We start from the raw sequence: 25,945 nt of genomic DNA, 5'->3' as shown, positions 1-25,945 counted from the left end.
CACCTCTCCCGCTTGCGGGGGAGGTCGCATCGCATCGAAGATGCGATGCGGGTGGGGGCTCTCTCCGCGATGTGACTCGCGGAGAGAGCCCCCACCCCAACCCTCCCCCGCAAGCGGGAGAGGGAGCGAACCGCCTTCGCGGTGCTATTCGACCTAATCTCATCGCGTTCTGATGTCGTCGCGATCTACGATTTGAGAATCGAGAGCAGCGTCGAGGTCGACTTGTAGTTCTTGATCGCGGCGTCCTGGAAATCCTGCGTCCAGTTGGCGGCCTGGCGTTCCTCCCCGCTCATCGAGGAATATTGCTTGAGAATACCGAGGCTGAACTGGCGCGGATCGCCGGCGGACTGGCTCTGCTTCAGCGCATCGAGCACCGCAAGACGCGTCCGCGTGTTGAGTTCGTGCTTGGCCGCGAAGATCTCCTCGCCCGAAAACTTCTTGTCCTGGTTCAGCGAGATCGCCGACAGCGAGCGGTTGTCGAGCGAGGACAGATCGGCGAGCTGTCCGGTCTTGCGTCGGGAATCGTACACCAGTTCCTTGCCGCTCTTCGCCGCCTCGGTCTTCTGCCGATCGAGGAAGGCGCGCGCATCGCTCGCCACGCTGCCGAAGTCGCGCGGCTTGCCCGTCGTGGGCGACGTGGTCCCCGCCAGCGCGGCCGCAACCGGGTCGCCTGAAATTCCCGTCGGCGCCTTGTTCGGATCCTGCTGCGTCGCCTGAACCCCCTTCAGCACCGCGGCGCGCTGGCTGGCCCAGGTTGCGGTGGCCTTTTCCTCATCGCTGGCACCGTCGAGATAGTCGAGCGCCGACTTGTAGCTGACGCTGTAGTCGCCGGTCAGGCGCGTGGTCGCAAGCGACGGCGCGAGCGCTTTGTCGAAGCGCTGCTTCAGCTCGGTGGCGGCGACCGCCTGCTCGTCCGGCGTGAACTTGCCGCCATTGTTGGTCGAGATCGCAAACAGCGAGCGGCGATCCAGTGTCGAGAGATCGATCGTGGTCTTGCCGTCGACGATCGGCTTCTTCACCCCCGCGACGGTGTAGAGCCGGTCGAGCGTAACGCGCGCGTCATTGGTGACGGTCGCAAAATCCGGCAGCGGCGCCTTGGCGAGCTGCGCGCGGGCGGCATCCGATAGCGTGAGGTTGGTTGCAGCGCTCGATGTGGCGGACGCCGACAGGTCGCCGGCGGTGCCATCGCCTGACAATGTCGCCGCCAGCGAGGGCGTCGCGGCGGCCCGCGCATAGGCCGAGCCATATTGGGCGTAGGGATTGGGCGTGGTACCGATCGAGGTCATCGGGGAGGTCCCTGCATTGGCGCGAGGGGCGATTTCTTAAGAAATCGTTGACTCGCCAGGACCCTCGCAGGGCATGGTTAATAAATTGCAAATTATTTCCAGATATTTCTGGCACGACACATCTCGCGACGGCAGCCCCTTACCTGTCGACGACCCAGGCGTGGCGGCGCTGCGTGAAAACCGACTGCGACGGCGCCGGAAAATCCGGGTCCGCAAAGGCGCCGACCGCAACGCCGATCAGATCCGGCGCGCGACCGGGCTCCCAATAGACCGACGATCCGCAATTCGGGCAGAAATGAAACACCACCGGAGACCCGCTGCCGCCGATGCGGCTGTATTCGCGCGCCTCGCCCTGCGGCTCGACATCGGCGCGCGGAAAGAACGCCGCGACGCCATAGGTGCTGCCGGTCCGCTTCTGGCACTCCAGGCAATGACACAGCGATATCGTGAGGGGCTCGCCCTGACAGGTGACGCGGAGCTGTCCGCAGGCGCATGTCGCGAGCCGCGCCATTATCGCCTGCCCTTGCTGGCGACCAGCCGGTGAATGACCTTGCCAGACGAGGCGCTGACGACCTCAGCATCGAGCAGCAATTCGGCCGCCGCCAGTTCAGCCCGCACCAGCGCGGTATCGAACGCCGCATAGAGCCGGCCGTGCGCATCGCGGGCATCGTCGCCGGCGGTGACGCGCCAGCTCAGATAGAAGATACCGCCGGGCTTCACGAGTTCGAACATACGGCGCACCGATGGCGCGATCAGCGGGTGATCCAAATGCATGATTACGGTCTCGCACAGCACATTGTCGAAGCTGTCGGCGGCGATGCCTGACAGATCGGGCAATTCGGCGCGCACAAAGCGCAGCGCCGGATGGCGGGCACGGGCCTCCGCGAGCAGGCCCTCGGAGGCATCGAAGCCTTCGGCCGGAAAGCCGTTGGCATTGAGCCATGCCACCTCGCGGCCGCTGCCGCAGCCGATATCGGCGGTCGCACCGCCCTTGATGAAGAATTGCCCGACGATCTCCTGCAGATCGCGAGGTGCCGGCTGGTCGTGCCAGTCCTGCGCAAACGCCGCCGCCTCCTTGTCGTAAGCGGCGAGCGTTGCACGGTCCATCGGTCAGCCCTCGATCCGGGAGAAATCCGCCACCGCGCGCGTCGCGGCGCGGATCTCGTTGAGCAGCTTCAGGCGGTTTTCGCGCACCTTGGGGTCATCGTCGTTGACCTTGACCTTGTCGAAGAACGCATCCACCGCCGGACGCAGCTTCGCCATCGCGCTCATCGCGCCGGCGAAGTCTTCTTTTGCAACCGCGGCGGAGGCCTCGGCCTTCACCTGGTCGATCGCCTTCGCAAGAATCTTCTCTTCGTCGAGCTTGTAGAGCGCGGCGTCGGGCGCGCCATCAAACGTACGCTTGTCCTTCTTCTCCTCGATGCTGAGGATGTTGCTGGCGCGCTTGGTGCCCGCGAGCAGGTTCTTGCCGTCATCACTGTCGAGGAATTTGCCAAGCGCCTCGACGCGGCGAACGACGAGCAAGAGATCGTCCTGGCCGCCGAGCGAGAACACGGCATCGACGAGATCGTGACGTGCGCCCTGGTCGCGGAGCTGGACCTTCAGGCGGTCGGCGAAGAAGGCGAGCAGGTCGTTCGGCAGTGTTCCGGCATCAGCCTTGACCGACAACCCGAGCAACGCGGATTTGGCCGCCTTCAGGATCGGCAGACGCAACGTGTTTTCGACGATCAGCCTGATTGCGCCCAACGCCGCACGACGCAGCGCGTACGGGTCCTTCGACCCGGTCGGCTTCTCATCGATCGCCCAGAATCCCGCCAGCGTATCCAGCTTGTCCGCCAGCGCCACAGCGACGCTGACCGGATCAGTCGGCACACGATCGGTCGGCCCCTGCGGCTTCCAGTGCTCCTCGCTTGCGGCGGCGACGGAGGCATCCTCGCCCTGCGCCAGCGCATAATACTTGCCCATCAGGCCCTGCAACTCCGGGAATTCGCCGACCACTTCGGTCAGCAAATCCGCTTTCGCGAGGCGCGCGGCGCGCTTGGTCTTCTCGACATCGGCGCCGACCAGCGGCGCGATCTCGGCGGCGAGCCGTTCGATCCGCTTGATGCGTTCGGCCTGGGTGCCGAGCTTCTCGTGGAACACGATCTGCTCGAACTTCGGCAGCCGGTCTTCCAGCTTGGTCTTGAGATCGGTCTCGTAGAAGAACTTTGCGTCCGACAGCCGCGGCCGGATCACGCGCTCATTGCCGGCGACGATGGTCTTGCCGCCGTCGGGCGCCTCGATGTTGGCGGTCAGCACGAACTTGTTGGTCAGCTTCCCCGTCTTGGGGTCTTTGACCACGAAGCACTTCTGGTTGTTGCGGATGGTGGCGCGGATCACTTCGTCCGGGATCGACAAGAATTCCTTCTCGAACGATCCCATCATCACGACCGGCCATTCGACGAGGCCGGAGACCTCATCTAGCAGCACCTGATCCTCGACCAGCTCGAGGCCCTGCGCGAACGCAAGTTCCTTGGCGTCCTCGAGGATGATGTCCTTGCGGGCCTGCGGATCGAGGATGACCTTGGCGGCCTTCAGCTTGGCCTCGTAATCCTCGAAGCGACGCACGCTGATCGCGCTAGGTGCCATGAAGCGGTGGCCATAGGTGGTCTGCCCGGCCTCGATGCCGTCGACCGAGAACTTGACGATGTCAGGCTCCTCGGTCTCCAGACCGAAGGTCGCGGTGATGGCGTGCAGCGGGCGCACCCAGGTCAGCGAGCCTGACTTGGCCGAGCGCGCGCCCCAGCGCATCGATTTCGGCCAGGGGAAGGTGCGGATGATCACCGGCAGCATCTCCGCGATGACGTCGATCGCTGCGCTGCCCGGCTTTTCGATCAGTGCGATGTAGAAATCGCCCTTCGGATCTTTCTGGATCTTCGCTTCATCCAGCGACTTGAGACCGGTCGCTTTCAGAAAGCCCTGCACCGCCGCATCCGGGGCGCCGATCTTCGGGCCGCGACGTTCGGTCTTCAGATCGGGCTGGCGCGCGGGAATGCCGTGCACGGTGAGCGCAAGCCGGCGCGGGGTCGCGAACGCCTTGGCGCCTTCATAGACGAGGCCCTCGGCGACGAGCTTGTCAGTCACCATGCGGCGCAGATCGTCGGCCGCCTTCGCCTGCATGCGGGCGGGGATTTCTTCGGAGAACAGTTCGAGGAGGAGATCGGGCATCAGACCGCCCTGCCCGTTTCAGTGTGGATCCAGGCCTCGCCGCAGGCCTTCGCCAGATCGCGCACACGCCCGATATAGCTCTGCCGCTCCGTCACCGAGATGACGCCGCGGGCGTCGAGCAGGTTGAACACGTGGCTCGCCTTGATGCACTGGTCGTAGGCCGGCAAGGCCATCAGATGTTCCTTGTGGTTGCTCCCCTCGCGCCAGCCGGCGGCGAGATATTTGCGGCAGGCCTCTTCGGCCATCCTGAACTGCTCGAACAACATCGCGGTGTCGGCGTATTCGAAATTGTGCCGCGAATATTCCTGCTCGGCCTGCAGGAAGACGTCGCCATAGGTGACCTTCTCGGCGCCCTCGCGGCCGTTGAAGTTGAGGTCATAGACGCGGTCGACGCCCTGCACATACATCGCGAGGCGCTCGAGCCCGTAGGTGAGTTCGCCCGCGACCGGCGCGCATTCGACGCCCGCGACCTGCTGGAAGTAGGTGAACTGGCTGACTTCCATGCCGTCGCACCAGCATTCCCACCCCAAGCCCCAGGCGCCGAGCGTCGGGCTCTCCCAGTCGTCCTCGACGAAGCGGATGTCATGGACGGAGGAATCGATGCCGATCGCGGCCAGCGACTTCAGGTACAGGTCCTGAAGGTTCGGCGGCGACGGCTTCATGATCACCTGGAACTGGTAGTAGTGCTGCATCCGGTTGGGGTTTTCGCCGTAGCGGCCGTCCTTGGGCCGCCGCGAGGGCTGCACATAGGCCGCGTTCCACGGCTTTGGCCCCAGCGCGCGCAGCGTGGTCGCGGGATGGAAGGTGCCGGCGCCCATTTCCATGTCGTAGGGCTGCAGGATGACGCAACCCTGCTCGGCCCAGAATCGCTGGAGAGCCAGGATGAAGCCCTGGAACGAACGTTCCGGGCGCATGTGGTCAGGCAGGGCGTCCATCGTCTCTACAGGTCTCGCGAGGGGGTTTTGAAGCGCGCGGGACCGTATCGGCGGCAGCCAATGGAATCAAGGCGATGCCGGAAAATCCGGCACCGCCATCTTGCGGTTTTCAGAGCAAACTAGCCCGGGCGATAGGCCCCGGTCACGGGGTCGCGGCGCAGGGTCTTGATTTCGCTCGCACGCGTGGTCTCGGCCACGCGGGACAATCGCGCCTCTTCCAGTTCCTGGTTGATCCGGACGGCCGTCTTGTATGCCCAGCGGACCACGGCCAGGCCACCCAGGACGCCTGCGAATGCAATCAGCGGCGGCATCGGTCGATCCTTGTCGTTCACGTCTGTCAGGCCCCCAATGGCAGGCATTCTCGCGCAAGGCGGCCTGCGCCGCAATCGCGGTTTTGGGGCAAAATGGCGCGCTCAAATCCCCGTGTTCACAGCCCGAATCTGGCCCAAATTGCCCGGGTTTCGACCGCTGAGATCAAATCGTCCGGCAAGCTTGCGAGCCCGTCCAGCGCCGCCATCGAGCCCGCGCCGGGCGCCCGCCGGCCGAGCAGGCCGGACAGCATGCCGCTCGCGGGCGCGATCACCGGGGTTAGCACCTTCTCGCCATAGCGGGCCCGCAGCGTCGCGCGCAGGTCGCCGATGCCATCGGCAAGCCCGAGCCCGATCGCGGTCTCGCCGGCCCAGTATTCGCCGGTGAACAACTCCTCGTCGGGCCCCTTCAGGCGGCTGCCGCGGCTCTGTTTCACCAGCGCAATGAAGATCGCATGGATCTCGCGCTGGATCGACTTCAGCCGGGCGACGTCGTCGGGGTTTTCGGGAAGGAACGGATCGAGCATCGCCTTGTGGCTGCCGGCCGTATAGAGCCGCCTCTCGACCCCGATCTTCTTGATCAACCCCTCGAGGCCGAAGCTGCCGCCGACCACGCCGATCGAACCCAGGATCGAGGACGGGTCGCAATAAATCTCGTCGCCGGCACAGGCAATCATGTAGCCGCCGGAGGCCGCGACGTCCTCGACGAACACCAGCACCGGCAGCTTCTTCTCGGCCGCCAGTTGCCGGATGCGCAAATAGATTTGGCGCGACTGCACCGGCGAGCCGCCCGGCGAATTGATCACCAGCGCCACTGCCTTGGCATTCCGAGTGCCAAAGGCGCGCTCCAGCATCTTGGCGACGCCCGCGAGCGACATGCCGGGCCGCAGCGGTGTCACCGCGCCGATCACGCCCGACAGCCGCACCACCGGCACGACGGCCATGCCGCGCCTGAACCGCGCCGGAAGCACCCCCTGCACGCGCTCGAGCAGTCCCGAACGTCCTCCAGAACGTGCTCCAGAATGTCCTTGGCGATCACTTAGTTGTTCACTCATGCCGTTACCTCGAATTAACCACTTTTTATCACGCCAGTGTCATTGGATTTCGTGGAACGCGTTTTGCATTTTGTCATTGGGGTTGCAACGCGCGGGCGAAGAGGGACCCATGAAGATCTACCTGCTGATTTTGCTGATCGGTACGCTCCTCACGGCGATCCACTTCACATCCAGGCCGGATCGCCAGTCGGAAACGGCCTCGCAGTAGCTTTGTGCCAGTGACGACGCGGGCAGTCCGTCTGCCCGTCAGCGCCGCGCCAGCGGCAATTCTCCCTTTCCAGCCAAAATCTCCTGCACCCATTTATTGGGCACACCTGGCTCTTCATTGAGCAACAGCGCGGCATGCAGCCGCGTCGGCGCACGGCCGCCCTTGGTGGCCCGCACCAGGATTCGGATCGCCGGCGACGTCACGTCGCCATGAACCGGCAGGATCTCGAGGCTGCCAAAGCCGCGGTCCAGCGCAGCCAACACCTCGGCAATCCCGTCGGCCCGCCAGATCATCGCAAGCTGCCCGTTCGACTTGAGGATCCGCCGCGCCACGTGAACCCAGCTAGCCAGCGTGGTCGGGGTCGCGACATGGGCGCGCTGCCGCACGCCGTCCGGCGAGGCACGGTGCCTGGTGGAATCGTTGAACGGCGGGTTCATCAGCACGACGTCGGCGGTGTCGGGCGTAAGGCCGAGATCATCGAAGGCGGAGGCGCCGGCCGCGACATCGAGCACGATCACGTCGGCCATGATCGCGTTGGCGCTGGCGTTATTCCGGGCAAGCTCGGCCAATGCAGGGTCGATTTCGACCAGAACCAGATCGATCCCGCTGACCCGCCGCGCCACCGCCAGCCCGGCGGCGCCGACGCCAGAGCCGAGATCGACGACCCGGTCGCCTGATCGCGCCGGCGTCGCCGCGGCCAGCAGGATCGCGTCGTGGCCGGCGCGATGGCCGCTGCGCGGCTGCCGCAGCCGCAATTGCCCGCCGAGGAATCCGTCTTCGGTGATCTCAGCGGCCGGAGACTGGTTTTTTGACGCGTTTTCTTCACGCGAACCGGGGCCCACTTCGCTTGAAAACGCTCTAGTCATCGGCCCGCAATTCGTGGCCAAGGCCGGCATCGGTCAGGAGCTGGCGGGCCTCGTGGTTGTCGTCCTCGTGCACCAGGATCCGCCGCGGCAGCACGCCGAGCGAGCCCTCGATGATGCTCATGTTCTGGTCCAGCACCAGATGATGGATGTTAGCGCTGTCGAGCAGCGCGCCGACGGCGGAGACCAGCACCACGTCATTGGTCCGTACCAATTCCCGCAAAATCCACTCTCCTCTCCGCCCGGCTGTGCGGCCAATGCGTCACATGTCAACAACTTCGTGGCCTTGCCGCATACCTTCGCAGTTTCTATTGTTATAGCTGAGCTAGTGCGAATTCGGCAAAATTGGAGACCAGCGTGGCGGTTATTGTACCCTTCGAAAGCCCGTCCAATGCTTCGATCGACGGGCTGGTGGGACTTGTCGCCGCCGACATGGAGCGCGTCAACGCGACCATCCTTTCGCGGACCGGCTCCGAAGTCACCATGATCCCCGAGGTCGCCAATCATCTGATCTCCTCCGGCGGCAAGCGGTTGCGCCCGATGCTGACCCTGGCGATGGCCCAGCTCGCCGACTATTCCGGCGACGGCCATATCAAGCTCGCCGCCGCGGTCGAGTTCATGCACACCGCGACGCTGCTGCATGACGACGTGGTCGACGAGAGCGAGCTGCGCCGCGGCAAATTGTCCGCGCGGATGCTGTGGGGCAACGAGGCCAGCGTGCTGGTCGGCGACTTCCTGCTCGGCCAGGCGTTCCGGATGATGGTCGAGGTCGGCTCGCTGCGCGCGCTCGACATTCTCTCCGCGGCCGCCGCCACCATCGCCGAGGGCGAGGTGATGCAGCTTGCCGCCGCCAAGAACACCGCGACCACCGAGGACGAGTATCTCGCCGTGATCCGCGGCAAGACGGCAGAGCTGTTCGCGGCGGCCTGCGAGGTCGGTCCCGTGATCGCCAACCGGCCCAAGGCCGAGCAGACCGCGTGCCGCTCGGTCGGCATGAACCTCGGCATCGCCTTCCAGCTCGTCGACGACGTGCTCGACTATGGCGGCAAGTCGGCCAAACTCGGCAAGAATGTCGGCGACGATTTCCGCGAGGGCAAGATCACGCTTCCCGTGGTGCTCGCCTTCCGCCGCGGCAACGACACCGAGCGCCAGTTCTGGATCCGCGCGCTGGAGCGCGGCGAGATCGGATCAGCCGATCTCGATCACGCGATCGGATTGATGACCAAGCACCGCGCGCTGGAGGACACCATCAGCCGCGCCCAGCACTACGGTGCGATGGCGGTCGACGCGCTGGCGCTGTTCCCGTCCTCGCCGATGAAGACGGCGCTTGAACAGGTCGTCGCGTTCTGCCTCGCGCGCTCGCATTAAGTTCGCAGAACATACCCGCGCCCGCATACACGGTGTCGTCCCTGCGAAAGCAGGGACCCATACGCCGCGGCGAGAGTTGTGAACGGCAGTCGTCGTTCCGGCGTGTTCAAGCAATAACCACTCGTGGTTATGGGTCCCTGCTTTCGCAGGGACGACGATGAGGATGAGGCGCAATTCAAGATATCAAACAGCGCGGTGTCATCACCCGCGCATGCGGGTGATCCAGTATTCCAGAGACAGGGTGCTTGAACCGAGGGGCCGCGGCGTACTGGATCGCCCGGTCGAGCCGGGCGATGACAGGTAATGTACGGCGCGCCCACCGGTGCTGGCACCATCGAAGCTGTCGTCCCTGCGAAAGCAGGGACCCCGCGGCGGATGTCGTAGGCGGGATTCGTCGTTCCAGCATCACGCACAATCCGCATCGGTGGTTATGGGTCCCTGCTTTCGCAGGGACGACGCCAGAGTTTGCTGCACCTGTGCGCACGCTACTCCTCGACCGGCACCCAGATCTCGAGCCCGCCGTTGCCGCTGTTCTTGTCGAACTTCTCGTCGTAGCGCTCGAAGTTCGGCGCGTCCGCGACCTTCATGCCGGATTGCGGCAGCCAGCGATTCCAGATCGTGTTGACGGTGCGGCGGATTGTCGAGATGTGGTCGGCATGGGTGAACACCACATACTTCTGCGCCGGAATCCGGACGCGCGCGAACTCGCGCGGCAGGTCGGAGAAATCGGCAACCTCGACACCTGCGATGTAGTCGAAATTGCCGGCATCGTCGCCGTTGCAGCAGACACCATAGGCAACATCACCGACCTGGCGGGGAATATGCACACATTGCTGGTGGAAGCCGTGCCACTGGTTAGGAATGCCGGCGGTGCTGTCATTGGCGTGGTTGTAGCGCTCGCCGACACCAGCGACGAGAAAGGCCCTGCCGGTCGCGATGCGCGGCGGATCGATGTGATCGAGAGCGGTCGAGATCATGGTGATCGGCTCCTGGAGCTTGAGCTTGGTCAGGCACGTCGTCGCGCGCACCGTCTCCGGCGTGACGCCGAAATGGTCGCGAAACGCGCGAGTGAATGCCTCGTGGGAGCCGTAATCCGCATCCAGCGCGAGCGCGAGAATGTCGGGCGCACCGGCCGCAAGCTCGCGCGCGGCCTCGCTCAACCGCCGGGCCCGCACGTAGCGCATCACCGAAAATCCGGTCGCCTCCGCAAACGCCCGCACCAGATGGAAGCGCGAGACCCCGGCAACAACAGCGATATCATCGAGCGTCAGCGACGTGCGCAGGTGGCTTTCGATGTACCAGAGCGCCTTCTGGGCTGGATTCATGGACGACGGCCTTCCTGCAAAGCTCGGGCATCATGCATGGCTGCGGCGCGCGGCATTTGACAGTCCTTGCTGCGCGGCGGCGAAACCGTGATTCCGCTCTGCGAAATTTTACCGCAAAGCCGTCGCTGGCAACACCGCTGCAATCGTGCATACTCGCAGTTGCATCGATCCGACGGCTCACCAAGCTGCCCGAAAATCAAGACTGCACGAGCCGCGGCCAGCATGTCAGGGAGGACAATGATGCACCACCACCGCCTGAGCTATGTCAACTGCGTCAAGTCTGCGGCGCTTGCGGGGCTTTTGACGATCGCCGTCGCCAGCGCAGCCAACGCCCAGAAGAAATACGATCCGGGCGCGACCGACACCGAGATCAAGGTCGGCAACATCATGCCCTATTCGGGCCCGGCATCCGCCTATGCCACGATCGGCAAGACGGAAGCGGCCTATTTCAACAAGCTCAACAGCGAGGGTGGCATCAACGGCCGCAAGATCAACTTCGTCTCCTACGACGACGGCTACAGCCCGCCGAAGATGGTCGAGCAGGCCCGCAAGCTGGTCGAGAGCGACGAGGTGCTCTTGATCTTCAATCCGCTGGGGACGCCGGGCAACACCGCGATCCAGAAATACATGAACGCCAAGAAGGTGCCGCAGCTGTTCGTCTCCACCGGCGCCGCCAAGTGGAACGATCCGAAGAATTTTCCGTGGACCATGGGCTGGCAGCCGAGCTACCAGGTCGAGGCGCGCATCTATGCCAAATACATCCTGCAGAAATATCCCGGCAAGACCATCGGCGTGCTCTACCAGAACGACGATTTCGGCAAGGACTATCTGATCGGCCTGCATGAGGGGCTCGGTGACGCGGCCAAGAAACTGATCGTCGTCGAATCCTCCTACGAAACCACGTCGCCGACGGTGGATTCGCAGATCGTGCAGATCAAGGGCGCCAACCCCGACATCTTCGTCAACATCGCAACCCCGAAATTCGCGGCGCAGGCGATCAAGAAGGCCGCCGAGCTGGATTGGCATCCGGTCCAGTTCCTGACCAACGTCTCCGTCTCGATCGGCGGCGTGATGAAGCCGGCCGGCTATGAGGCGAGCCAGGACATCCTGTCGACCCAGTATCTGAAGGATCCCGCGGATCACGAGTGGAAGACCGATCCGGCCATGAACGACTGGCGCGCTTTCATGACCAAGTGGTATCCCGAGGGTGACCAGAACGACGCCTCGACCGTGTTCGGCTACGGCGTCGCCAAGGGGCTGGAGCAGGTGTTGCGACAATGCGGCGACAACCTCACCCGCGAGAACCTGATGAAGCAGGCGGCGAGCCTCAACTTCGAGATCGGCATCTATCTGCCCGGCACCAAGATCAAGACCGGGCCGGACGACTACGCACCGATCGAGCAGTTGCAGATGATGCGCTTCAAGGGCGAGAGCTGGGACCGGTTCGGCCCCGTCATGAGCGGCGAGAAGAGTTCGTAGCAGCCTTCTCCACAGCTTCGGAGTTCGTGATGCCCGGCGCCACGCCGGGCATCCACGTCTTCGACACGATTCACGAGCAACACTTGTCACGAGCAAGACTCGCGACAAGCAAGGCTTTACAACCAAGACTCTACAAGCAAGACCTGCGATGTGGCTGGAACCCAGGCGAGCCGAAGCAGCGCCATCCAGGCTGCCGCGTCCGGCCATCACGAGCTCAAGGACATCCTGCTACATCCTGCGATCGGAAGGACAACAACAATGAAAATCACCGACGTCCGCGCCCACCATATCCGCATTCCCTATGACGCTGGCCCTGCGAGCTTCCGCCAGGGCGCTTCCGCGATCTCGGCGCTCGACATGGTGCTGGTCGAGGTTTCGACCGATGCAGGCCTGACCGGCTGGGGCGATGCTTTCGCCTATGTCTGCCCGAAGACGAGCTGCGCGGCGGTGGCCGAGATGATCGCGCCGCAGGCCCGCGGCCTCGAGGTGCCTGATGCGGCCAGCATTCCCGCCGCGATGGAGCAGATCCAGCGCAATTTGCATCTGTTCGGCCGCTACGGCATCACGATGTTTGCGATCTCCGCGCTCGACATCGCGCTGTGGGATCTCGCCGGCAAGGTGAAGGGCGTGCCGCTGCATCAATTGATCGGCGGCGCCAAGCGCAGCACGATTCCGGCCTATGCGAGCCTGATGCGGATCGGCAATCCCGCGCACATCGCCGCCGAATGCAAGAATGCGATCAAGCTCGGTTACGCCGCGATCAAGCTGCACGAGACCACCGTGCCCGCGGTTGCCGCGGCGCGCGAAGCGATCGGCCCCGGCGTGCCGCTGATGGTCGACATGAATTGTCCGCTTGATGGACCGGCGGCGATCCAGTTCGCCCGCGACTGCAAGCAGGCCGCGCCGATGTTCCTGGAGGAGCCGGTCTGGCCGCCGGAGGATTTTGCGACGCTCGCCGAGGTTCGAAGAGAAGGCCGGCTCGATATCGCCGCCGGCGAGAACGCCTGCACCGTGCATCAATTCCGCCAGATGATGACGGCGGGCGCGGTCAGTCACGCCCAGCCCTCGGTGATCAAGGTCGGCGGCGTCACCGAATTTTTGCGCGTGGCCGTGCTCGCCGACGAGTTCGGCGTCCAGGTGATTCCGCACTCGCCCTATTTCGGGCCGGGCTTCCTTGCCACGCTGCATCTGATGGCGATCCGCGACGAAGGCCTGATCGAGGTGTTCTTCATGAAGCGCCCCGCCTGCCTGTGGGGCGACCGCATCGACGTCGACGCCCGTGGCCATGTCGCCGTGCCGCAGGGCCCCGGGCTCGGCTACGAGCCGGATCGCGATGTGATGGAGACGTATCGGGTGGCGTAGAAGGCGCGCTGCGAGCCACGACAATGGTGCGCCCCCTCTCCCGCTTGCGGGGGAGGGCTGGGGTGGGGGCTTTCTCCACGAGTCATTGCGTGGAGAGAGCCCCCACCCGGATCGCATCTCTCGATGCGATCCGACCTCCCCCGCAAGCGGGAGAGGTGAAGCGAGGTCGCGGATGGAATTCTTCTACTTCGTCCCGTCCTTCGCAACAGACGCCGCATCCTTTGCCGGCGGTGCGTCAACCTTCTTCTTCATATCCTCGGTCAGCTTGACCTGCGCCGCCTGCAGATCGGTGACGAGCTTCTGCAAGGTCGCGATTGTGCTCTTCAAGCTCTCGATCTGCCGGTTGGCGGCGTCGAGCTTCCGCTGATGATCCGACGTGAGCTTGCCGATCGTCTTCTGCAGGAAATCGACGTTGCTCTGCAGGCAGCTGGTGCGCCGCTCCATGGTTTTCTCGACGGTGCAGATCTCGATGCCGGGAACGTCCTGCGCATGCGCGGTTCCGACGACGCCGAGTGCAAGCGGCACGAGCAAGGCAACAACGAAGCGCGCGATCATCGACATCCCCAATCACATGCGTCATTCACAGATTTGTGCTCGCGACGCAGAAAGCCAGGCAGACATACCACACTGAAACCGCATTCAAGCGGTGTGCTTCACTCATTACGGGGACTCGTGGGGACGGGGGCCTTCGGAACTTGTTTGGTTCGACCCCTTTTGGCTCGACCTTGGGCAGTGGAGACAGATCGTATGGCTACGCGCGAAAAACGTCTGGCGCAATTCGACGGCAATGGCGAACCTTCGCCGGAACAACGCGTGGAAGTGCTTTGTGAGGATCACAGCGGAACGTATCAGCTGCCGTTCGCCTGCCGTTTCATCGACGGCCAGTGGCGCAACGACACGACCGGCGGCGCGCTGGAGGTCAATGTCATTGCCTGGCGCATGCCGCGCGTGAAGCAGGCGGGCATGGCTTGACGCGCCATTGGCGCGCGCTGTTTCAAAACGCGACGCGCACGCGCAGGCGTTTTAAGATTTGGAACGCGGATGGAACGAACCGCGTCCGAATCACTGATCGAGCAATGTACTCCGTTGTTCACGGCTAGATGTGGTCATCAGGCCGAGGCGGCGCACCACATACAGAAGCATGACGATCGGCCGCAGCCAGCGGCCGACGACAAAGGTTAATTCCTCGGCTGACGACATTTGCGGCCCCTCCTCGCGATCATTTCCACGGCGTCACCGGCGGCACCGTCTCGGTTGCCGGCGGCACATCCACGGTCTTGAAATCGGCGGGGCTGACGATCTCGAGGTATTCCATGTCCTTCGAGTAATCGAACAGATAGTGGGTGATGCCGGGCCGCTGATGGATCACGTCGCCGGCCTCGACCAGCGTCTCCTTGTCCTCGTACATGAAGCGCGCCCAGCCCTTGGTCATGATGACGATCTGAAAATCGCACAGATGCTTGTGCCAGCCGGTGCCCTCTTCCGGCGGCAGGTCGGGATTGGCCTTGACCAGATGGCAGATCACCTGCCCGCCGGTAGCGTCGGCGATGCCGAGATCGCGATACAGGAAGAAGTCGCGCAGACCTCCGCCCTTGAACTCGGTGTCACCGGGTTTGACGTGGGAGAATTTGCTGACGATGGCGTGCTGGTTCATTTCAAGCCTCCACGGTTCTCGTGTTCGCGAGATCGCGGCGCGGCTCAGCGTCCAAATTTTCGGCAGCGTCGCATCGTCGCGGTCACAGCTCGCACATTGCTATGCGAAATCCTTGCCAGCCCGGTTGTGCCGCGGCGATCGGTCTCGCCGGGCACGGCCATCGCGGCGGAAGCATTTGGAGCAAGACCTGAATTTGCGTTCGGCACGCGCTGCGCCCGATCGCCGCGCGGCGCCCGTGCCTGACGCCGACGGCACGTCCATTGAGCAAGGCTTGCCTGGAGCTTGAGCCGCCGGCGCCGGCAGGCCCGGCGCACGCTGCCTAATATTCGACCTCGAGCTCCTCGACGTCGGCAGGCTCGGCCTTCGCGGCCTCGATCCATTCCAGCATCTCGGGCATCGCCATGATGGTCGTGGCATACGCCGCCAGAACCGGGTCGAGCTTCACGTCATAGGTCATGAAGCGGGTCACGACGGGCGCGTACATCGCGTCCGCCATGGTGCGGCGTTCGCCGAACAGGAACGGCCCTCCTGATTTGCCGAGACAATCGCGCCAGATGGTGCAGACCCGGTCGATATCGGCCTGCGCCCGCGACCAGATCTTGAAGCCGGGAAAATGCCCCTTGAGATTGACCGGCAGCGACGACCGCAGCGTGGTGAAGCCGGAATGGATTTCGCCCGAGATCGAACGGCAATGCGCGCGCTGGATCCGGTCCTCGGGCAGCAGCCCGGCATGCGGCATGATCTCGTTGAGATACTCGCCGATCGCCAGCGTGTCCCAGACGGTCGCGCCCTCGTGGCGCAGGCAGGGCACCAGGATCGACGAAGACAGCAGCAGCAGCTCGGCCCGCGCCGTGGGGTCATCGGGCGCGGTGACCACCTCCTCGAACTCCAGCCCGGCGAATTTCGCCAGCAACCAGCCGCGCAGCGACCAGGACGAATAATTCTTGCTGCTGATGGTGAGTGTCGCCTTCGCCATATCAGTCCCTCACGCCCTGAACGCGTCCTGACCCCCGGACACCGCGCGCCGGTCCAAACCGCCGCGCCCCCGAAGCCGTTCATTTTTGCAGCAAGCCACGTGCCAATTTGCCGGGCAGCCCGCCCCCTCTCTGGCGTCGATATTGCATATCCAGCCTAGCCAGGGGCGGATGCGTATGATGTCAATGATGTACCAAGCCTACCAGAACCACATGGACCTCACGGCGCCATGGCGGACCGGGGCTGCAGCGGCGCTGAAATACCTCAATTTGGTACCGCAGGGCGCCGCCGACCGGGTGTATGGCCGGCTCGCGGCGGCGCTTGAGCTGATCTCGCGCTCCACCCTGACCTACGCCCGTCCCGACTACGCCATCGGCAGCGTGTCCGCCGGCAACCGGGAATACCAGGTGACCGAGGAGGTCGCCTATGCGACGCCGTTCGGCTCGCTGCTGCATTTCAGGAAGGTGGATGGACCGGAGCAGCCGCGGCTCTTGCTGGTGGCGCCGATGTCCGGCCATTTTGCCACGCTGCTGCGCGGCACCGTGAAGACGCTGCTGCAGGACCACGACGTCTACATCACCGACTGGCACAATCCTCGCGACATCCCGCGCAAGGAGGGCCGGTTCGGGCTCGAGGACTACACCGACCACCTGATCGACTTCCTCGGCCAGCTCGGCCCGCGCGCGCATATGGTGGCGATCTGCCAGCCGTCGGTGTCGGCGCTGGCGGCCGCCGCGATCATGTCGGAAGACAATCATCCGGCGCGGCCAGCGTCGCTGACCCTGATGGCCGGGCCGATCGACACCAGGATCCTACCGACCAAGGTGAACGAATTCGCCAAGAGCAAGCCGATCAAATGGTTCGAGGACAATCTGATCAACTACGTGCCGATGCAGTGCAAGGGCGCGCTACGTCAGGTCTATCCCGGCTTCGTGCAGCTGACGGCGTTCGTCTCGATGAACCTGGAGCGCCACATCAAGCAGCACATCGACCTCGCCGACCATCTCGCCAAAGGCGAGACCGCCAAGGCCGAAGTGATCAAGACCTTCTACGACGAGTATTTCGCCGTGATGGACCTGCCGGCGGAGTTCTATATCGAGACGGTACGCGACGTGTTCCAGGAGCATCTCTTGCCGCAGGGCATGCTGATGCATCGCGGCCGCCCGGTGAACCCGGCGGCGATCCGGCGCATGGGCCTGATGACGGTGGAAGGCGAGAAGGACGACATCTGCTCGATCGGCCAGACGCTCGCCGCGCAGGACCTCTGCACCGGCGTGCGCACCTATCGCAAGGTGCACCACATGCAGGCCGGCGTCGGCCACTACGGCGTGTTCTCCGGCAAGCGCTGGAACAACGAGATCTACCCGCTGCTGCGCGATTTCGTGCATGTGAATTCTTGAGGGCGTAACGCTGTTTCCCCGTCATTGCGAGCGAAGCGAAGCAATCCATCTTTCAACATATGCGGAAGGATGGATTGCTTCGTCGCTTCGCTCCTCGCAATGACGGCGGCGCAACCCTAGTCACGCATCTCCTCGCGCAGTAGTCTCCCCGGCCACGACGACCCACGCGCCCCAAGAATCGTCCAGGGAGAAACTCCATGCGCGCCACCTTCCGCACCCTCACGCTCGCCGTCATCGGCGCCCTCGCCCTCGCGTCAGCCGCATCCGCAGCCGAAGTCCATGTCATGATCTCGGGCGGGCTGACCGCGGCCTACAAGGCGCTGGTGCCGGAGTTCGAGCGCAAGACCGGCCACAAGGTGGTGACCGCCTTCGGACCGTCGATGGGCACCACGACCAACGCCATTCCGGTGCGGCTGGCGCGCGGCGAGCCCGCCGACGTGCTGATCATGGTCGGCTATGCGCTGGGCGACCTGATCAAGCAGGGCAAGGTGGTGGCCGACAGCCGCGTCGACCTCGTGAAGTCGCCGATCGGCATCGCGGTCAAATCAGGCGCGCCAAAGCCGGACATCAGTTCGGCCGACACCGTCAAGCAGGCGCTGCTGGCGGCGAAATCGGTCGCCTATTCCGACAGCGCCAGCGGCGTCTATGTCTCGACCGAAATGTTCGGCAAGCTCGGCATCGCCGACCAGATGAAGGACAAGGCACGGATGATCCCGGCGACCCCGGTCGGCGAGATCGTGGCCAAGGGCGAGGCCGAGATCGGCCTGCAGCAGATCTCGGAGCTGAAGCCGGTTGCCGGCATCGACATCGTCGGTCCCTTGCCCGAGCCGTTACAGAAGATCACGGTGTTCTCCGCAGGGATCGCGACCGTCTCGAAGGAGCCCGACGCCGGCAAGGCGCTGATCGGCTTCCTCGCTTCGGCGGATGCGCGCGACGCGCTGGTCAAGAGCGGGCTGGATCCGATTGCCTCCGGCGCGACGCATTAGCGACGACCGGCTCTCCGCGAGCTGGCTTCACCTCTCCCGCTTGCGGGGGAGGTCGTAGCGCATCGGAGATGCGCTACGGGTGGGGGCTCGCTCCACTCGAAGAATCCCTTCGCGGAGACACCCCCACCCCAGCCCTCCCCCGCACGCGGGAGAGGGAGAACAGTCCCTTCGCGGCTAGCCCTACCGCAAATGATGCGCACCGTAGGCGAGCAGCAGCACCACGACGAGCGTCAGCACCAGCGTGGTCGACTTCCAGAACAGCACCGGGTTGCGCTCGATCAGCGGCGTCGATGACGTCGTCAGATATTTTGCGTTGGGATTGCGCAGGTCGAAAAGGAACTCGGAAAAGCTGTCGTAGCGCTTGAGCGGACTGACGCGCACGGCGCGCTCCAGCGTGCCGTCGACCCAGTTCGGAATCTCGCGGCCGCTATGCGCAGCCGGACGGTACACCAGCCGGTTGAAGTCGGCTCGGGTCCGGGCACGCGCGATCTGCGCGCCATAGGGCAAGCGTCCCGTCAGCATCTGATAGGTGACGACGCCGAGCGAGAACAGGTCCGAGCGCGCGGTGCCGCCCTCGCTGAGGAAATACTCCGGTGCGGTGTATTGCTGGGTCCCCAGAATGTCCTCGACGCCCGCCGGCACCGCCTCGGCGACGCCAGAGATTCGCGTCGAGCCGAAGTCGATGATCTTCACCGTACCGGTGTTGTCGATCATGATGTTGTCGGGCCTGACGTCCTGGTGCAGCATCTCCTTGCGGTGGAACGCGCGCAGCCCCTTTGCAATTTGCTCGGTGATGTCGCGCACCGTCTCGAGCGACGGCGCGGGATTGTCTGTTATCCACTGCGTCAGGGTCTGGCCGTCGATGTACTCCATCGCGACATAGAGGAAGTTGCGCTTGCGCTGCGGCAGAAACGGCTTCAGCACATGCGGGCTGTCGATCCGCCGGGCGACCCACTCCTCCAGCATGAAGCGTTTCAGATAGGCGCCATCGTCACGCAGGTCGATCGAGGGGATCTTGATCGTGACCGTGGTGCCGCTCTCCTCGTCGACCGCGAGATAGATGTGGCTGCGGTGCGATGCATGCAGCTCGCGGACGATGCGGTAGCCGTCGAACAGCATCCTTGCATCGAGCAGCGGCGGCAGCGGCAGCTCGGTGGGCTGGCCGAACACCTCGCTGGCGTCGCTGTCGGGCAATTCGTCGATGCGGATGATCTGCGCGGTGAGATTGTCCAGGCTGCCGTTCTCATAGGCCTGCGCGACGATCGACTTCGCGGCAGCATCGAGATCGGCAGCGCCCTCCCTGATGGTCTTGGCGAGCTGCCGCGCCGGGACGTGCTCGTAGATGCCGTCGGTCACCAGCAGGAAGGTGTCGCCACGCTCGAGCGGGAGATTCTGGTAGTCGATCTCGAGTTGCGGGTTCACGCCGAGCGCACGGCCGAGATAGCTCTGCTGCGAGGAGATCACGACGCGGTGGTCGTTGGTCAATTGTTCGAGGCTGTTGCCCGCGACCCGGTAGATCCTGCTGTCGCCAACATGGAACAGATGCGCCGTGGTCGACCGGATCACCAGCGCGCTCAGCGTGCAGACGTAACCCTTGTCCTTGTCGTAGGGGTTCTGGCTGCGCCTGGTCTGCGCGTGCAGCCAGGAATTGGTCGCCTCCAGCACCCGCTGCGCCGAGGTCTTCACCGACCAGGATTCCGAGGTGCAGTAGTAATCGGTCAGGAAGCTCTTGACCGCGGACTCGGCGGCGATGCGGCTGACGCTGCTCGAGGAGATGCCGTCGGCAAGCACCACCGCGATGCCCTTCAGGCCGAGCAGCGGCTCGTCGGGGATCAAGACGCCGTGGAAATCCTGATTGGTGTCCTTGCGGCCCTGATCAGAGAATTGCCCGACCGATATTGTCAGCGCGCGCGGCATCGACCGTCCCAATGCGAATGGGGCCCTCCGTGACAGGAGAGCCCCATAAGCCGCCCGGGATCAAGCCGCGAGGCGCTGGCGCTTCGGCGCCGTCTTCACATGCGTCGTGTAGAGCGTGAGCCCGGTGAAGGCGAGGCCGCCGGCGAGGTTGCCGAGCACGGTCGGGATCTCGTTCCAGATCAGGTAGTCCATGATCGAGAACTTGGCATGCAGCATCAGTCCCGACGGGAACAGGAACATGTTCACGACCGAATGCTCGAACACCATGTAGAAGAACACCAGGATCGGCATCCACATCGCGATGACCTTGCCGGGCACCGTCGTGGAGATCATGGCGCCGACGACGCCCGTGGAAACCATCCAGTTGCAGAGCATGCCGCGGATGAAGAGAGTGGCCATGCCCGCCGCACCATGCGCCGCATAACCCAGCGTTCGCGCCTCACCGACGTTTCCGATGGTCATGCCGACCTTGTCGGGCTCCTGCGTGAAGCCGAAGGTCGTCACGAACGCCATCATGAACGCCACCGTGAGCGCGCCGGCGAAGTTGCCGATGAAGACGAGGCCCCAGTTTCGCAGCACGCCGCCGAGCGTGACGCCAGGGCGCTTGTCGAGCAGCGCGAGCGGCGAGAGAACGAACACCCCCGTCAGCAGATCGAAGCCCAGCAGATAGAGCATCACGAAGCCGACCGGAAACAGCAATGCGCCGACAAGCGGCTGACCCGTGTTGACGTTGATCGTCACGGCAAACCAAGCCGCCAGCGCGAGGATCGCACCGGCCATGTAAGCGCGGATCACGGTGTCGCGCGTCGACATGAATATCTTGGATTCACCGGCGTCCACCATCTTGGTGACGAATTCGGACGGTGCGAGATAGGCCATTCGTAAATTCCCCTTGCGCAATTCGGCCGCGCCGGTTGCCTACCGGAAGCGACGCGGGTTGGTTGAAATGCTCGTCCGTCCGGGGAGATGGGGGTGCAACGATTGCTCGCGGCGCCCGGCGGGGCGCCTTGATCCCCTCACCTCGGCCTGCATTGGCTTCGGCAATCCGGAGGACGGCAGTCGTCATTGACTGGTGCAATCAAAAGCAATGGATGTGCCAACCGGGGGCGCTCACGGATGCGCTTTAAATACGTGTAAATACAATGAGTTAGAGAGGCAACGCAGGAACCGCCCCGCGCGATGGCGCGGAATTATGCAGCATGCCCAGATGACGCCCACGCCCGGATGCGCCGGTCTACTTCACCTCGGTGCGGACCGGGGAGCCCTTCAGCCCGTTATTGTCATAGGCCTTGCGCAGCGTGCCGTTGGCGATCGCATCGGTCATGAACCTGGTGGCGAACGCCGCGGCCAGCGGATGGTTGAGCGGCACCGCAACCGCGGTGACGGTCTGCTTGAAGGTCTCGTCCAGCACGCGGGTGCCCGGAATCTTTTTGGCCATCGCATTGAGCTGATCGCGCGACAACGCGAAGGCGTCGATCTCGCCGCTCTTCAGGAGATTGAATATCTCGTCATAGGTCTGATAGCCCGTGACCTTGGCGTGCTTGAGATGCGCGATCGCGCCGCGCATCGTGGTGGTGGCGTTGACGGCAGCGACCTTGACGCCGTCCTGGTCCAGCGCTGCGAAATTCGCGATCGCCGAGCCCGGCTTGACGATGTAGGTGGCGTCGGCAACCTCGTAGATCGGCCCGAACGTCATCTTGGTCTCGCGCTCGGGGTCCTTGGGCAGGAAGGTGATGTCCCAGCTGTTGCTCGACGCTGCATCGGTGATCTGGCCGGAATTCTGGTGCACGACATACTCAACGGGAACGCCAAGCTGCGCCGCCATCTCCCTGCCGAGATCGACGGGAACGCCGGCATAGCCGTTCTCTGTCTTGGTTGACCAGAACGCGCCGCCCGCCGGGCTGATCGCGATCGCGACCCGGAGCTTTCCGGTCGGCGCGATCTGATCCTTTAAGGCGTCGGCATTGGCTGAAATGGCCATCGTCACTACTCCCAGAACGAGGCCAGCCAGACGCATCAGTCGAGACAACATCGGCCCCCCTCCACGCCGGGTCTTGCGCCCGGCGGCGCGCAACAAACCGCACGAGGCCGCTTTGCGCAAGCGGCGGTTCGCGCAAGGGAGCTATCCGTATCGGCCTATTTGACCCGGATGGTGATTTTTTCGGAGACGACCGGCGGGTTGAATGGATAGTGCTTGGCGTCGCCCAGCACCAGCTGCAAGGTATGCTTGCCGGGCGCCAGATCGAGCTGCGTCTCGGTCTGGCCTGCACCGAAGTGCTGGTGAGACTTGTCCGACGGGATCGGCTCGTTCGGATTCAACGGCTCGTCCACATCGATCAGAAGATGGTGGTGGCCGCTGTTCGGATATTCGTCGCCGGCATGGGTGACGCCCATGTTGCGCAGCCCAAAGCGACACCAGAACGGGCTTTTGAGCCTGGCTCCGTCGTGCGGCCAGATGAAATACAGCTTGGTGTCTTTCCCCGCCGGTTTGTTTTGCGCGGTGGCCGGACTGGCGAGCAATGTCAGTGCCGCAGCGAGCATGATCAAGCCTGCACTTTTCATAACCCCTCCATCAAACCTCGCGATTGCAGGCGTCCCTCAAGGAGACAAAGCGACCCGGAAACCGTGGGTCGGGTAGCGAACATTGGTGTCGTAATTGTCGCGATTGGCGGGACGGACATAGCGTGCGTCGTTCTTCCAGGAGCCGGAACGAATGACATGGGAGCCGCAGTCGCCGCCGGGCCACACTGCACCGTCGGCCGGAGCGCCCTGGTAGTTCCTGTGCCAGCAATCCTCGACCCACTGATCGACACTGCCGCCCATGTCGTAAAGACCGAACGGATTCGGCTTGAAGCTGCCGACCTTGACCGGCTGTTCGGCGGCACCGTCGCCGCCGCCGCAATCCTTGCAACCGGCGTTGCCCGATTGAATCTGGTCGCCCCACCAGTATCTCGATTGCGTTCCACCCCGCGCCGCGTATTCCCATTCGGCCTCGCTCGGAAGCCGGTAAGCCTTCTTCGTCCCCTCGGCGAGCCAGGCCACATACTGTTTCGCATCGCTCCAGCTCACATTGGTGACGGGAACGTCGTCTTTGCCACTGGCTGTGAAGCCGCAAGCCTTGGCCGCCGCGCAGGCATTCCATTCCCGCACGGTGACCGGATATTTGCCCATGGCGAACGGCTTGACCGTCACCTTGCGGATCGGCCGCTCCGAAGGGTCGTCATTGCTTCCCATCGAGAAGCTGCCGCCCCGGAGCGAGACTATTTCAGGCTCCGGCACCGACGCGGCGGGAGTTGCAGAGGGCGCGGCTTGAGGCGAGGCTTGCTGCGTCGGTGCGGCACTTGGGACCGGACTTGCAGCTTGGCCCGGAGCCGGAGCCGGGCTCGGTGCCGGCTGCTGAACGGCCGGCGGTACGGCCGGTGACGGAGGCACCTGCGCCACGTCGATCGGCTTGGTGCGCGGTTGCGCCAGCATGTACCAAAGCACGCCGCCAGCGATGACTGCGACCGCCAGTCCGAGCAGCGTAAGCAGGATGGACTCACGGCGCCGGCGCGTCCTCTGGTACGCGGCAGCGTCCGGCAACACGCGATAGACCCGGACCGGATCGGTGATGTTCTTGACCTTCTTGTCGCCGAGCGATTCGTATCCGCAGACCATCTTGTGCTTGATCTGCTCGTAGATGCCGCCGGAGATGAAGACTTCGCCGGGCGCTGCAATCCCTTCAAGACGCGAGGCCACATTGACGCCGTCGCCGAAGATATCGTCGGCCTCGATGATGACGTCGCCGAGATTGACGCCGATCCGGTACTCGATCCAGTGATCTCTCGCGATCGCCGCGTTGCGGCCGATCATGTTCTGCTGAATCACGATGCTGCAACGGACGGCCTCGACCGGACTGTCGAACATCGCGATGAACCCGTCGCCGGTGGTCTTGACCAGCTTGCCGTGGTGCTCGGAAATGGTGGGCTCGATCAGATCGCGCTCGATCCGCTTGACGCGGTTGTGGGTGCCCTCTTCGTCGAGCTCCATCAAACGGCTGTAGCCGGCGATATCGCCGGCAACGATCGCGGCGAGGCGGCGCGGCATCGTTTCGCCGGGCGGTGGCTTGCCCGGCTTGCCGGATCTGAAGTCGCGAATTTCGCCCATGGCTTCGGCTGCTCCACAAACCACAAATGGCAGTGATCGGCGCAACCGGCGCCTTTAGGTCCTGAGACCGTTGTGGAGAGTATCACACCGCCGGGTCCGGACAAAGTTTACGGACGCAATGGTGCGGTGCGCGGAAAAGCGCCATCTGCTGGTGGTGGATGGCGCTTGGGGCTTGTTTCAGCTTGAATGGTGCAGCAAACCGCCAGCACGTCAACCCACCTGCGTGGCTGGCGTCCGGATCTCGCGCGGCAGGATGATCGCGGCTGCAATCGCCAGCAGGCACAGCGCCGCGAAGGCGCGCAGCATCATCGAGAAGCCGCCCTGGTCATACAGCCAGGCCACCAGGCCGACCGAGGCGCCCGCCGCGGTGAAGCCGACGAAATAGCGCACCGCATAGGCGCGCGAGCGCCATTCCTCTGTCGTGTACTTGCCGACCATGGCATCGTTCACCGTCACCTGGCCGAACGCGCCCATCACGATGCCGATCGAGACCACGATCAGCGGCAGGTTGGACAGGCTCGCCGCCAGATAGAGGAACGGCGTCAGCATGAACGACAGCGGCAGCGCCACCGTCTTCAGCGAATGTTTGTCGAGCAACTTGCCGATGGTGTACTGCGTCATCGCGCCGAACACATAGACCCCGGCGGCGATCACGCCGAGCAGCGCCGGGCTCCTGGTCAGATCGGCGAGCCGTTCGGCGAACAGTTTCGGCAGCGCCACCGTCACCGCGTTGAACGTGGTCGAGATCGCGATCACCACGATCAGCAGCGACAGCACCACGCGCCACATGTCTTCCTTGGCGACCCGCACCTGGGCTGCCGCCTGCCTGGAGCCCTTGCGGTCCTCGTGCACCACCGTCGTTGCAAAGGCGATGCCGACCAGCACGGTGACCGTACCCGGCACGATGAAGGCCCAGCGCCAGCCGAGATACTGGCCGATCACGCCGGTGACCAGCGCCGACGAGGCGACGCCGAGATTGCCCCAGACGCCGTTGATCCCCATCTGGGCGCCGAGCTTCTCGGCATAGGACACGATCATCGCGGTGCCGACCGGATGGTAGATCGAGGCGAAGATGCCGATCGCGAGCAGCGCTGCGCCGAGTTGCAGCGGCGTCTGCACGAAGCCGACCGAGATCATCGACAGGCCGATGCCGACGAAGAAGATCACCATCATGTGGCGGCGGCTCCAGCGATCGCCGAGCCAGCCCGTGATCAGTGAGCCGGCGCCGAAGGCGATGAAGCCCGGCGTCGCATAGGGCAGCAGTTCCGAATAGGCCATGCCGAGCGCCGGGCCCATGATGATGACGGCAGCCGCGAAAATCAGCATCGCATAATGGTCGATGAAATGGCCGGCGTTGACGAAGCTGATCACCCGGCTTGGATTGTTCGTTGGGCTGCTCATGGGCAGATCTTTCACTGGCACGTCTCTCACGCGATTCTTCCATTGCTCGAAAATAGGTTATAGGTGCTTG

The 25,945-nt window shown here is 64.1% G+C and carries 26 protein-coding genes; 6 read left to right on the top strand and 20 right to left on the bottom strand.

The window, feature by feature from the left end; translation table 11 throughout:
- Nucleotides 1–185: 185 nt before the first annotated feature.
- The 9 genes from Q0030_RS38050 to Q0030_RS38010 form a co-directional block, all read right to left on the bottom strand.
- On the bottom strand, nt 186–1,286 hold the full coding sequence (locus tag Q0030_RS38050) for a hypothetical protein (protein ID WP_298379456.1): 1,101 nt from the start codon (nt 1,284–1,286) through the stop codon (nt 186–188).
- Between the two features lie 139 nt (nt 1,287–1,425).
- On the bottom strand, nt 1,426–1,797 hold the full coding sequence (locus tag Q0030_RS38045) for a GFA family protein (RefSeq protein ID WP_210284192.1): 372 nt from the start codon (nt 1,795–1,797) through the stop codon (nt 1,426–1,428).
- Nucleotides 1,797–2,393, bottom strand: coding sequence for a class I SAM-dependent methyltransferase (locus tag Q0030_RS38040; RefSeq protein WP_298379449.1), 597 nt, complete (start codon nt 2,391–2,393; stop codon nt 1,797–1,799). The genes Q0030_RS38045 and Q0030_RS38040 overlap by 1 nt, the downstream gene beginning before the upstream one ends.
- 3 nt (nt 2,394–2,396) lie before the next feature.
- Nucleotides 2,397–4,493 (bottom strand): glycine--tRNA ligase subunit beta, encoded by a 2,097-nt coding sequence (glyS, locus tag Q0030_RS38035; protein ID WP_298379446.1) that lies wholly within the window; start codon nt 4,491–4,493, stop codon nt 2,397–2,399.
- Nucleotides 4,493–5,428: a glycine--tRNA ligase subunit alpha gene (locus Q0030_RS38030; protein WP_298379443.1), complete on the bottom strand. Its 936-nt coding sequence runs from the start codon at nt 5,426–5,428 to the stop codon at nt 4,493–4,495. The genes glyS and Q0030_RS38030 overlap by 1 nt, the downstream gene beginning before the upstream one ends.
- A 119-nt stretch (nt 5,429–5,547) precedes the next feature.
- Nucleotides 5,548–5,739 (bottom strand): hypothetical protein, encoded by a 192-nt coding sequence (locus tag Q0030_RS38025; protein WP_050403245.1) that lies wholly within the window; start codon nt 5,737–5,739, stop codon nt 5,548–5,550.
- Between the two features lie 116 nt (nt 5,740–5,855).
- The gene (locus tag Q0030_RS38020; protein ID WP_298379440.1) at nt 5,856–6,791 is read right to left on the bottom strand and encodes a S49 family peptidase; all 936 of its coding nucleotides are present in this window, start codon (nt 6,789–6,791) and stop codon (nt 5,856–5,858) included.
- 246 nt (nt 6,792–7,037) lie between these two features.
- The gene (locus Q0030_RS38015; RefSeq protein ID WP_298379438.1) at nt 7,038–7,865 is read right to left on the bottom strand and encodes a methyltransferase; all 828 of its coding nucleotides are present in this window, start codon (nt 7,863–7,865) and stop codon (nt 7,038–7,040) included.
- Nucleotides 7,858–8,085: a DUF2007 domain-containing protein gene (locus Q0030_RS38010; RefSeq protein WP_092116072.1), complete on the bottom strand. Its 228-nt coding sequence runs from the start codon at nt 8,083–8,085 to the stop codon at nt 7,858–7,860. The genes Q0030_RS38015 and Q0030_RS38010 overlap by 8 nt, the downstream gene beginning before the upstream one ends.
- Nucleotides 8,086–8,219: 134 nt before the next feature.
- Between Q0030_RS38010 and Q0030_RS38005 the strand changes: the two genes are divergently transcribed.
- A complete protein-coding gene (locus Q0030_RS38005; protein WP_097675303.1) occupies nt 8,220–9,230 on the top strand; it encodes a polyprenyl synthetase family protein in 1,011 nt (336 codons plus the stop codon).
- A gap of 485 nt (nt 9,231–9,715) precedes the next feature.
- Here the strand turns inward: Q0030_RS38005 and Q0030_RS38000 are convergent, their stop codons facing one another.
- Nucleotides 9,716–10,555, bottom strand: a complete 840-nt coding sequence (locus tag Q0030_RS38000; RefSeq protein WP_298379431.1) for an AraC family transcriptional regulator — start codon at nt 10,553–10,555, stop codon at nt 9,716–9,718.
- Between the two features lie 237 nt (nt 10,556–10,792).
- Here Q0030_RS38000 and Q0030_RS37995 point away from each other — a divergent pair, with 237 nt between their 5' ends.
- Together Q0030_RS37995 and Q0030_RS37990 are read left to right on the top strand one after the other, a co-directional pair.
- A complete protein-coding gene (locus tag Q0030_RS37995; protein WP_298379468.1) occupies nt 10,793–12,034 on the top strand; it encodes an ABC transporter substrate-binding protein in 1,242 nt (413 codons plus the stop codon).
- 258 nt (nt 12,035–12,292) lie between these two features.
- A complete protein-coding gene (locus Q0030_RS37990; protein ID WP_298379428.1) occupies nt 12,293–13,396 on the top strand; it encodes a mandelate racemase/muconate lactonizing enzyme family protein in 1,104 nt (367 codons plus the stop codon).
- A gap of 183 nt (nt 13,397–13,579) precedes the next feature.
- Here the strand turns inward: Q0030_RS37990 and Q0030_RS37985 are convergent, their stop codons facing one another.
- Nucleotides 13,580–13,951 (bottom strand): hypothetical protein, encoded by a 372-nt coding sequence (locus Q0030_RS37985; RefSeq protein ID WP_298379426.1) that lies wholly within the window; start codon nt 13,949–13,951, stop codon nt 13,580–13,582.
- A gap of 192 nt (nt 13,952–14,143) precedes the next feature.
- Here Q0030_RS37985 and Q0030_RS37980 point away from each other — a divergent pair, with 192 nt between their 5' ends.
- A complete protein-coding gene (locus Q0030_RS37980; protein WP_029079022.1) occupies nt 14,144–14,368 on the top strand; it encodes a hypothetical protein in 225 nt (74 codons plus the stop codon).
- 90 nt (nt 14,369–14,458) lie between these two features.
- Here Q0030_RS37980 and Q0030_RS37975 read toward each other — a convergent pair whose 3' ends face one another.
- The 3 genes from Q0030_RS37975 to Q0030_RS37965 form a co-directional block, all read right to left on the bottom strand.
- Nucleotides 14,459–14,596, bottom strand: a complete 138-nt coding sequence (locus tag Q0030_RS37975; RefSeq protein WP_171947700.1) for a hypothetical protein — start codon at nt 14,594–14,596, stop codon at nt 14,459–14,461.
- A 19-nt stretch (nt 14,597–14,615) separates the two neighbouring features.
- Nucleotides 14,616–15,050, bottom strand: coding sequence for a cupin domain-containing protein (locus tag Q0030_RS37970; protein ID WP_173638102.1), 435 nt, complete (start codon nt 15,048–15,050; stop codon nt 14,616–14,618).
- A 319-nt stretch (nt 15,051–15,369) separates the two neighbouring features.
- Nucleotides 15,370–16,026 carry a glutathione S-transferase gene (locus Q0030_RS37965; protein ID WP_298379415.1) on the bottom strand — a complete coding sequence of 219 codons (657 nt, stop codon included), beginning with the start codon at nt 16,024–16,026 and terminating at the stop codon, nt 15,370–15,372.
- A 175-nt stretch (nt 16,027–16,201) separates the two neighbouring features.
- On the opposite strand from Q0030_RS37965, the gene phaZ reads away from it, so the two are divergent.
- Nucleotides 16,202–17,425: a polyhydroxyalkanoate depolymerase gene (gene phaZ / locus Q0030_RS37960; RefSeq protein WP_298379465.1), complete on the top strand. Its 1,224-nt coding sequence runs from the start codon at nt 16,202–16,204 to the stop codon at nt 17,423–17,425.
- Nucleotides 17,426–17,622: 197 nt separating this feature from the next.
- A complete protein-coding gene (locus Q0030_RS37955) occupies nt 17,623–18,411 on the top strand; it encodes a substrate-binding domain-containing protein (protein WP_298379412.1) in 789 nt (262 codons plus the stop codon).
- A gap of 180 nt (nt 18,412–18,591) precedes the next feature.
- Here Q0030_RS37955 and Q0030_RS37950 read toward each other — a convergent pair whose 3' ends face one another.
- The 6 genes from Q0030_RS37950 to Q0030_RS37925 form a co-directional block, all read right to left on the bottom strand.
- Nucleotides 18,592–20,328: a bifunctional protein-serine/threonine kinase/phosphatase gene (locus tag Q0030_RS37950; protein ID WP_298379409.1), complete on the bottom strand. Its 1,737-nt coding sequence runs from the start codon at nt 20,326–20,328 to the stop codon at nt 18,592–18,594.
- Between the two features lie 60 nt (nt 20,329–20,388).
- A complete protein-coding gene (locus Q0030_RS37945; RefSeq protein ID WP_050403146.1) occupies nt 20,389–21,207 on the bottom strand; it encodes a formate/nitrite transporter family protein in 819 nt (272 codons plus the stop codon).
- 355 nt (nt 21,208–21,562) lie between these two features.
- Nucleotides 21,563–22,309 (bottom strand): transporter substrate-binding domain-containing protein, encoded by a 747-nt coding sequence (locus Q0030_RS37940; protein ID WP_298379403.1) that lies wholly within the window; start codon nt 22,307–22,309, stop codon nt 21,563–21,565.
- A gap of 155 nt (nt 22,310–22,464) precedes the next feature.
- On the bottom strand, nt 22,465–22,890 hold the full coding sequence (locus Q0030_RS37935; RefSeq protein WP_298379401.1) for a DUF4399 domain-containing protein: 426 nt from the start codon (nt 22,888–22,890) through the stop codon (nt 22,465–22,467).
- A 36-nt stretch (nt 22,891–22,926) separates the two neighbouring features.
- Nucleotides 22,927–24,474, bottom strand: coding sequence for an SUMF1/EgtB/PvdO family nonheme iron enzyme (locus Q0030_RS37930; RefSeq protein WP_298379398.1), 1,548 nt, complete (start codon nt 24,472–24,474; stop codon nt 22,927–22,929).
- Between the two features lie 210 nt (nt 24,475–24,684).
- Nucleotides 24,685–25,875, bottom strand: coding sequence for an MFS transporter (locus Q0030_RS37925; RefSeq protein WP_298379396.1), 1,191 nt, complete (start codon nt 25,873–25,875; stop codon nt 24,685–24,687).
- Nucleotides 25,876–25,945 lie beyond the last annotated feature (70 nt).

Source organism: uncultured Bradyrhizobium sp. (genome assembly GCF_947648125.1).
In the GTDB taxonomy this organism is placed as follows: domain Bacteria; phylum Pseudomonadota; class Alphaproteobacteria; order Rhizobiales; family Xanthobacteraceae; genus Bradyrhizobium.
This window is presented reverse-complemented; position numbering and strand designations above follow the sequence as displayed.